Origin of the sequence: uncultured Tateyamaria sp., assembly GCF_947497045.1 — a bacterium.
In the GTDB taxonomy this organism is placed as follows: domain Bacteria; phylum Pseudomonadota; class Alphaproteobacteria; order Rhodobacterales; family Rhodobacteraceae; genus Tateyamaria.
The window spans coordinates 92,587-100,775 of sequence record NZ_CANMEU010000013.1; the positions used below are offsets into that span (position 1 = coordinate 92,587).

Annotated in this window: 9 protein-coding genes; 3 read left to right on the plus strand and 6 right to left on the minus strand. The window is 55.4% G+C overall.

The features are described from left to right. Window positions 1-126: 126 nt before the first annotated feature. A complete protein-coding gene (locus Q0859_RS19140; RefSeq protein ID WP_299154246.1) occupies window positions 127-723 on the minus strand; it encodes a DUF6088 family protein in 597 nt (198 codons plus the stop codon). 371 nt (window positions 724-1,094) lie between these two features. On the opposite strand from Q0859_RS19140, the gene Q0859_RS19145 reads away from it, so the two are divergent. Genes Q0859_RS19145 through Q0859_RS19155 form a run of 3 tightly spaced genes read left to right on the plus strand, consistent with a single transcriptional unit; the run spans window position 1,095 to window position 3,610 of the window. After that, on the plus strand, window positions 1,095-2,396 hold the full coding sequence (locus Q0859_RS19145; RefSeq protein ID WP_299154276.1) for a nucleotidyltransferase: 1,302 nt from the start codon (window positions 1,095-1,097) through the stop codon (window positions 2,394-2,396). Next, window positions 2,396-2,953, plus strand: a complete 558-nt coding sequence (locus Q0859_RS19150) for an SLATT domain-containing protein (protein WP_299154279.1) — start codon at window positions 2,396-2,398, stop codon at window positions 2,951-2,953. Before Q0859_RS19145 ends, Q0859_RS19150 begins: the two co-directional genes overlap by 1 nt. 39 nt (window positions 2,954-2,992) lie before the next feature. Then, complete coding sequence (locus Q0859_RS19155) at window positions 2,993-3,610, plus strand: hypothetical protein (RefSeq protein WP_299154282.1); 618 nt, start codon at window positions 2,993-2,995, stop codon at window positions 3,608-3,610. A 23-nt stretch (window positions 3,611-3,633) separates the two neighbouring features. On the opposite strand, the gene Q0859_RS19160 is transcribed toward Q0859_RS19155, so the two are convergent. The 5 genes from Q0859_RS19160 to Q0859_RS19180 form a co-directional block, all read right to left on the minus strand. Further along, on the minus strand, window positions 3,634-4,212 hold the full coding sequence (locus Q0859_RS19160) for a plasmid pRiA4b ORF-3 family protein (RefSeq protein WP_299154285.1): 579 nt from the start codon (window positions 4,210-4,212) through the stop codon (window positions 3,634-3,636). Continuing rightward, window positions 4,209-5,789 (minus strand): IS66 family transposase, encoded by a 1,581-nt coding sequence (locus Q0859_RS19165; protein WP_299154287.1) that lies wholly within the window; start codon window positions 5,787-5,789, stop codon window positions 4,209-4,211. Before Q0859_RS19165 ends, Q0859_RS19160 begins: the two co-directional genes overlap by 4 nt. A 54-nt stretch (window positions 5,790-5,843) precedes the next feature. After that, the gene (tnpB, locus tag Q0859_RS19170) at window positions 5,844-6,176 is read right to left on the minus strand and encodes an IS66 family insertion sequence element accessory protein TnpB (protein WP_299154288.1); all 333 of its coding nucleotides are present in this window, start codon (window positions 6,174-6,176) and stop codon (window positions 5,844-5,846) included. A gap of 17 nt (window positions 6,177-6,193) precedes the next feature. Then, window positions 6,194-6,568 (minus strand): transposase, encoded by a 375-nt coding sequence (locus tag Q0859_RS19175; protein WP_299154290.1) that lies wholly within the window; start codon window positions 6,566-6,568, stop codon window positions 6,194-6,196. Window positions 6,569-7,312: 744 nt separating this feature from the next. Next, window positions 7,313-8,089, minus strand: a complete 777-nt coding sequence (locus Q0859_RS19180) for an IS110 family transposase (protein WP_299154291.1) — start codon at window positions 8,087-8,089, stop codon at window positions 7,313-7,315. Window positions 8,090-8,189 lie beyond the last annotated feature (100 nt).

The window sequence follows — 8,189 nt, forward strand, 5'->3', positions numbered from 1 at the left end:
CTCAGCAAAAAGAGGAGTGGGATCCGAATGTCTGCCAGACATGCGTGATAGCCGGAGAAATCCGATGTCAAGGATGGAAAGCGTCGCCAGAGTTCTGGGCTGTTTCGTTCGCGAAGACGTCCATGCTCAGGCGTGCTCCACGATCTGCTGCACGACGGGATGCATCCAGGCAGGGACACGTCGGCTCTGCTTTGAGAGCTGCGCACGATCCTTTGCATCCAGCGCACGTGCAATCTTGCTGATCACACGATCATCCACGCGATCCTTGCCGACATAGCGGAGTGCCTGAAACACAGTGCCTGTTTTTGACCCGGCGCCGACCAATGTCTTCGGAGAGGCGTTCCGAAACTGGATGACCTGCCGCCCGATCTTCTTCGTTCGTGTCGGCCCGTCGGTCATATAGGTCGGGTAGGACGGGACCTGGGTGGATAGACCCAACTGGTTCGCCGCCATGGCAGGGGAGGGTTGTAGAACCTGATTGTCCTTCCGCGCTACCGCGCGCGCAATATCGTCGGCGGAGGGGGCCAGGAGCCCGAAACGGAGGTTTTGCTTGGGATAGTCGTAGAGCCCACGCGTCAGGCGCCGGATCACACCCTGATCCGCCAGACGTGACAATCCCTGATCCACGCTTGCGCGCGATCCGATATCGAGGAAGTCCGACGGCGCAAAGATGGCGCCTCGGCCCTTCCCAACAATGCGTTGCTTGATTTTCGACGTGATCATAGTTCAACTCCACGTCAGAAAATAGGGCATGTTTTTCTGACATCAAGACGGAGGGATTCCGGCAGGAAGCGGCGGATTCCGGTCATTCGCCGCACATGCGATATCAGGGTCTCAAAAATAGAAAAGCCGACATTCGGTGGTGCGCGTGCTGTAGCTAAGTTGTTTTTGGCAAGAAATTAGCACTCAAGCTCGGGAGTGCTAAATGTGTAGAACTTGTTCTTGTTTTGTGCTAGTTTGTTTATGGCGACGGGTGCTTTGATGCGAATCGCATGAGACGCTGCATCTTGATGAAAGTACAAAAGACGCCACCAAATAATGTGGCGCTAACCCGTTACGCAATATTGAGGCTGCCATCGAAAAGGACAACAAACATGGGCATCGGAGAAGACTTTGAGGAGCTGTTGGACAACCTTCAACTTTCGAACAGTGACACGATTAGCCTAAGGTACGGAGAGGTAACCTCGGCTCTCAACAAAGAGTTTCGAGACACCGATTCAAAGACCGCAAACAGCCTTCGAGTTGGATCAATCGGCCGATTTACCGCGATCGACGGCGTGTCCGATCTCGACATGATATACATTATGCCTTCATCCAGTTGGGATGATTACAAGGACGGCGGACAGTACAAGTTATTGAAAGCCGCAAAGGATGCTATCAGCGCCAGGTACCCTACGACAACGGTCAAGGTTGATCGTTTGGTAGTGAGGGTTCTCTACAAGGACTTTCACATCGAGGTCCAACCCGCCTTCGAGTTGGCAGACGGCAGTTTCAAATACCCGGACACAGTCGGTGATGGCTCTTGGAAAATCACCAAGCCTCGCGAAGAGATCGAAGAGATGGTCGCGTCAAATAATCGAAAGAACAGAAACCTGCGGCGGCTCTGCAAGATGGCCAGAGCATGGAAGAACAAGCACGGCGTGGCCATGGGAGGACTGTTGATCGACACGCTGGCTTACAACTTTTTGGAGTCGACCGACGTCTACGATGAACGCAGCTATTACTATTACGACTATATGAGCCGCGACTTCTTTGAATACCTTTCTCACGAAAAGGATCACGATTATTACTTAGCGGTTGGTAGCCGGCAGCATGTGAAGGTGAAGAAGAAATTCCAGAGGAAAGCCAAGAAGGCGTACGAGCTTTGCCAAGCTGCCATAAATGCTTCCGGACAAAAAAATGAGCGTCAAAAGTGGCGCAATGTCTTTGGAAAGGCCTTCCCAGCTCCTGTGAAGCTGGAGCAACAAGCTCATGCTCATGTTTTCCGAAATACCGAAGAGTTTGTGGAAGACCGGTTCCGCGTGGATGTTCGGTTCGACCTGTCTGTCGATTGTCGGGTGTCGCAGAAAGGCTTTCGACCGTCCATGTTGACCGAGATGCTTTCTCGGCATATCCCATTGCTCCGCAACAAAGACCTGCTTTTCGTTGCCGATACTCGACATCTTCCGCAAGGTTGTGAACTTTTCTGGAAGGTGCTCAATCGTGGCGTAGAAGCGGAATCGCGGGATGAAATTCGCGGCCAGATTGTGAGAGATGACGGTTCTGGCCAGAAGAGTGAACGGACGTCATTTGCAGGCGATCACTTCGTTGAGTGCTATGCTGTTCTGCGGGGAGTAGTGGTTGCACGTGGTGGAACGGTTGTACCTATCAACTGGCGCCAGGCGGAGGCCGCTTGATGCCAGAAAACGGATTGAACACGCAACTCGAAAATCAGATCCGTGAGTGTTTCGGTCGTGTGGTCTACAGCCATAAAACACACTTAAAAATGGCGGATCGGTGTGCGGCCAGAATGGCGCAATATAAGGTGGCACAGATTGCTGTCACCGCATTGACAAGTTCAGGTGCGGTCGGGGTCGTTGTCTTCGATGATTTCCGATTGAAGTTGGCTACGGCCCTCCTATCGTTTTTGTCACTATTCATCGCGGCGTACTTGAAGAACTTCGATCCGGGTGGAACGGCGCAGAAACATCGGGATACCGCTTCGAAGTTATGGGGAATCCGAGAAAGCTACTTTTCACTGATCACAGATCTACCTGAAATGGAACTTGCAGATGCACGTACCAAAAGGGACGAGCTTCAGGAGCTACTGGAACGCATATATGCCTCCGAGCCACAAACGGACGGCAAAGCGTTCGCCGCCGCGCAAGATGCCCTGAAGAACAATGAAGAGCTTACCTTTTGTGCGGATGAGATTAACTGTTTTCTTCCCGCCTCACACCGAAAGTCTGAGTGAGCTGCATTGTCATTTTAGAGTATTAAGGAGTAGCGATTGTTGACTATTTTTCCTGACCCATTTCCGTGGGCGTCTGTTGCAAGCACCCTGTTGACTGTGTTCCTCAGCTTCGGCGGCTTCGTTATTGGGATACGTGCTGGGAAAAACAATCGGGATCGCGGCTTCCTCAGAGATACTTACAAGTCTATTTACACCCACTTGAGGATGTTGAAAGAGAGCATTGCGTTAGGTAAGCCCATGCAGTGGGACAGTTTTCGAACCGAAGGGAATAAGTACATCCCTCCTGTAAAAGCATTGGAGCTGGACGGTACGATCAATGCACTGCCAGATGGATTGGCCAAGTCGCTCATTGACGTCGAGCAAACCACACTTTTTAACAATTGGCAGTGGAAGAAGATGATCGAAGATGGTGTCGGTCCGGAAATCAAATCGGCGATGCATGACAGGATCGACGGCGAAGGTAAGTCACTAGAAAAACGGCCGTACAGGCAAGTTAGAATTTCTAGTCTCATGTTGCTTGATTCCAACCAGACCGCCGAACTTGCCGAAGGGCTGGAAACTGGCGACATTGGCTTGGGAATCGAGTTTTCGCTGCAGGGCGGCAGAACCGATATGCTTCACGCTTACCCTGAAACACTAAAGTCAGGAACACTGTAAGCGTTGCGCTGGCCCCACCTTGATCAATTGGAGCGCTTTCCCTTTGGCTTCCACCGCTTGGAGAGTTTGAGGACTTCGAGGCGGAGTTCGTCGCTGTCGGGGATGTTTGGGTCGAAGTCACCGCCATACCAGGTCTTGAGATCGGCATGTTCCGGGTGCTTCGGATCGCCCATGGCTTCGAGGAACGCGTCGTAGCCGGGTGCGCCGCCGACGTCTTCGGGCGGGCAGCGTCCAGCGATGTCTGTCAGTCGCGGGTAGAGTTCGCCGGGGGCGGGCTCGCTGATCTTGCCGATCTTGATCTTGTGGTCCCAGCTGTCGCCGAAGTCGTAGAGATAATTGATCGTGCGAGTGCCGGTATCCTCAATGACCTCGACCAAAGTGGTCTTGTTGGCGGGCAGGTCTTCGCTGCCGAAGTCCGGGTCGGGCAGCCCCCATGTCGCGCCGCCTGCTTCGAACATGTAGAGGTGCGAGTTGGTCCAGCCCATTGCGGCTTGGATGGTCAGGTGGAGGCGGTCAAGGCGGATATTGGCGGGCACTTGCAGGGCGCGCGTGACGGCAGGCTCGATGTATTCAAGCGTGGTCTTCAACTCGATGATGCTCATGGCCCCGCTCCGGCATCAGTCCCCCCTGTCAGGCCTTTGTAATTCCACGGCAGGAGGGCGTCGATATCGGATTGCTTGTGACCTTGAGCAATGGCGATCAGCGTCGCGGTCAACCATGCGTGGGGATCGACGGCGTTCAATTTGCAGGTCTCGATCAGCGAGGCGATCATCGCCCAGTTCTGTGCCCCGGCATCATGGCCTGCGAAGAGCGCATTTTTGCGGCTGAGGGCAATCGGGCGGATGGTTCGTTCCACAGCGTTGGAATCCAGCTCAATCCGGCCGTCTTCCAGGAACAGGATCAGCCCGTCCCAGTATTTGGCGATGTATTTCTGGGCCTCGCCAATCGGAGATTTTGCCGACACGCGGGCGCGGTTGGCCATGAGCCAAACCTCGAAGGCTTCGATAACGGGCTTTGAGCGCTCCTGCCGTGCTGCCCGGCGCGCGTCCGGGCTCAGGCCACGGATGTCCTTTTCAATGCGGTAGAGCTTTCCAATCTGCTTGAGACCCTCATCGGCAATTGGCGTGGTGCCGGTTTGGGACACTTCGTGAAGCTTGCGCCGCGCATGGGCCCAGCAATAAGCAAGTTGCACGCCCTGGGTTGGTCGCTTCATCAGCCGATTATAGCCTGCATAGCCATCGACCTGCAGCACCCCGCTGAAGTCGCTCAAGATTTTATCCGCATATTGGCCGGATCGCCCCGGCGCATAGGTAAAGGCCACACCGGGTGGCGCATTGCCGTCCCACGGTCGATCGTCACGCGCCAAGGCCCAGAAGTATCCCGTTTTCGTTTTGCGCCGCCCAGGATCGAGTACCGGCGCGATAGTTTCATCCATGAAGAGCTTTGTGGACTGCTTCAGGTTGGCCAAAAGCGCGTCATAGACGGGCTTGAGTTCAAATGCGGCCCGGCCAACCCAAGCCGCCAGCGTCGAACGATCAAGATCAATGCCCTGGCGACCATAAATCTGTGCTTGCCGATACAAAGGAAGATGATCTGCGTATTTGCCAACGATGACATGCGCCACTGTCGCTTCCGTCGGCATGCCACCCGGGATCAGATGCGCCGGTGCCGGGGCTTGCACGATGCCGCTTTCGCAGGAACGGCAGGCATAGCGTGGGCGGCGCGTGACGATCACGCGGAACTGCACAGGCACGATATCCAGCCGTTCGCTGACGTCCTCGCCGATCACATGGCGCGCGTGACCGCAATCACAGATCGTGTTGTCCGGCGCGATGATCTCTTCAATGCGTGGCAGATGTTTCGGCAGTGCCCCCCGGTTCGCCTTGCGCGGGCGGGATTTGCCGCTGATCTGCCTGTCATCGGCATCATCTTCCGCATGCAAAGCTTCCTGAGCGGCCTCAATATCTTCCAGTGCCAGTTCATACTGTTCCGGGCAGGCCTTTTCAGACCGCGCACCGAACATGGTGCGTTTGTAGTCTGCGACGAGCTTTTCCAACTGGATGATGCGAGTTTCCTTGCGGTCGATCACGCCTGCCTGGATAGCATTATGCTCCTGCTGCGCACGAATGATGGCCTTCAGGGCATCAATATCATCAGGAAGATCAGCCGTCGCAATCATAGCGCTGACCTACCAAATCGAGGGATCAGATGCCCGCCCAATCAACCGCCTGATTCACTCTGCCGCAGTCGGCGCGCGCGCGGCCAAAGCCTTCACCTTCCGCCAGTCGAGACCGGCAAAGAGGGCTTCAAACTGAGCGTGATTGAGCGACATCAGCCCATCCCTGATCGCAGGCCAGGTAAAGGTCGTTTCCTCCAGCCGCTTGTAGGTCATCACCAAACCGGTGCCGTCCCAGTAAAGCAACTTTAGCCGGTCGGCACGCTTGGCGCGGAAGACAAAAACCGTGCCGGTGAACGGTTCCTTGCGCAGCTCATTCTTCACAAGTGCTGCCAACCCGTCATGGCCCTTGCGGAAGTCGACAGGCTTAGTCGCAATCACGATCCGCACCCGGTTCGACGGAAAGATCATAGCGTGCCAAGCGCCCGCACGATTTCCGCAACCCGCGCCGCTGGTGTTGCCGCGTCCAGACGGATGACAACATCACCGGACACGATCTCAACCGATGACATCACGGATTCCGGTGGTTCGGGGGCCGGAGGTTCAAAAATCACTGGCGCAAATTCAGCACCCGCCAAATCAGGTACCAGCAACTTGCCATCCTTCGCCAACCGCCGCCATGACGACAAATGGTTCGGGCGAAGATCATGCCGCCGCGCAACCTCATTCACCGTCGCGCCCGGCACAAGCGTCTCCGCAACAACCTGCCCCTTGTACTCATCCGACCAACGCCGCTTGCCAGATGGGCCAACCATGACCTCCATCCGGCAAATCTCCTCCATATGGTGCTCTATATGGCCTCCCAAATCCGCCTCCATTGCCAAACTACTCTAAGCAACGGACTCGCAGATCACGCAATCATCAGGAAGATGGGGTCAAAGCAGCGCTTACGGAACACTGCCTGATTTCGTGAAAGGGATCAAAGAGCTCAGCTTGACTTCTGACGAGGCGAGGGGCTTGGCGGACATCCACAGAACCAAAGTGAAAGAAATCGAGAGCCTTATGGTTTTGGTGGCAAAGAGGATCAAGGATCCGCACCCCTTTTGGTCATCTGTGCGACAAGCGCTGCGAGACCCGTTCAGTTGAATGGCGGTTCACGTACATTGACCGCTACTCAATGATTGATTGCGAATGTCTGCAATACTGAATGCAATCGCAGCTACAAGCTAAGTTAGCGGATGGCGGCTTTGGGCCGTCCTCATCCGAGCCTTCAGCAAATACCGCTCAGATGCTGCGTCAGCCCCGACGGCAGCGAAGAGCCCACTTTGACCGATGCTGCGGAGCGCGTGAATGTTCTCTATCTGCGGCCGTTAATTCAAGGGTGTCTTTCGGTCTCATCGGGCTCATGGTTCTCTCCGAGGTCGGCGGTACCGCCTCATAATGGCGTCGGGGACTGGTGCCTCAAAATGGTCCGCTGCGAGGTCACCTAAGTTCAGGCGCATCGACATTCGACGGCGAGGTCATCCGGCCACCGTCCCGATGGGACGTCTGTACACCCGGACGGGCGTATTCGGTTGGTGGTTATCTCATGCAGGCAGCTGCTCTTCGGTCCAAGCGAAGGTTGTGCCATCACGCCAGATGCGGATCATGATGACAGCCAGTTTTCGTGCCGTGGCAACGATGGCTTTCTTCATTCCCCTCCGCGCGACTAGCCGCATTGCCCATGCTTTGAGTGGTGAGAAGCGCGCGACACGTTGGATCAAGATGTTGGCCGCTTCATAAAGCAGTTTGCGCATGGCTCCGTCACCGCGTTTTGAGATGCGCCCTGACCAATCCGTTTCTCCAGATTGATATCTCCGCGGGGTTAGGCCCAAGTAAGCGCCCACATCCGTTGCTTTGCCGAACCGCCCCACATCATCAACTGTTGCGATGAAGCTGAGGCTGACAATTGGACCGACTCCGGGAATGCTGGTGAGACGCCGTGCTAAAGGTGAGTCCTTGGCGAGGCGCTGCACTCTTGCGTCGATCGCTGCGGTTTCAAGGCAGACGGTTTCATGCACGACGATCAATGAGGCGAAGATCATCTCCAAGCTTGGAACGCCTTTGATGGCCAACCCAAGCTGATCGCGGAAGCTTTTTCGGCTGTAGCCCGCATTAACGGGACCAAGCCGGACCCCATAGGCCTTCAGAAGACCCCGGACTTGCCCTTCGATATCCATCCGGATGCGGATCAATCGCTCCCGCGCTGACAGTATCAGGCGCAACTGATCGCTCGCCTCACTCTTCACATGCACTTCACCATACCACCCTGTGCGAGCCAGTTGGGCCAAACCGACGGCGTCTGATTTGTCAGACTTGTTCATCCGCGCTGACAGCACTTTGTGAGCTGTCCGTCATCAAATGGTTTGAGACAGATGGCGGTTTGACTTTGAGGAGTCGTCGCTCATCTGGGCTTAGTTAAGC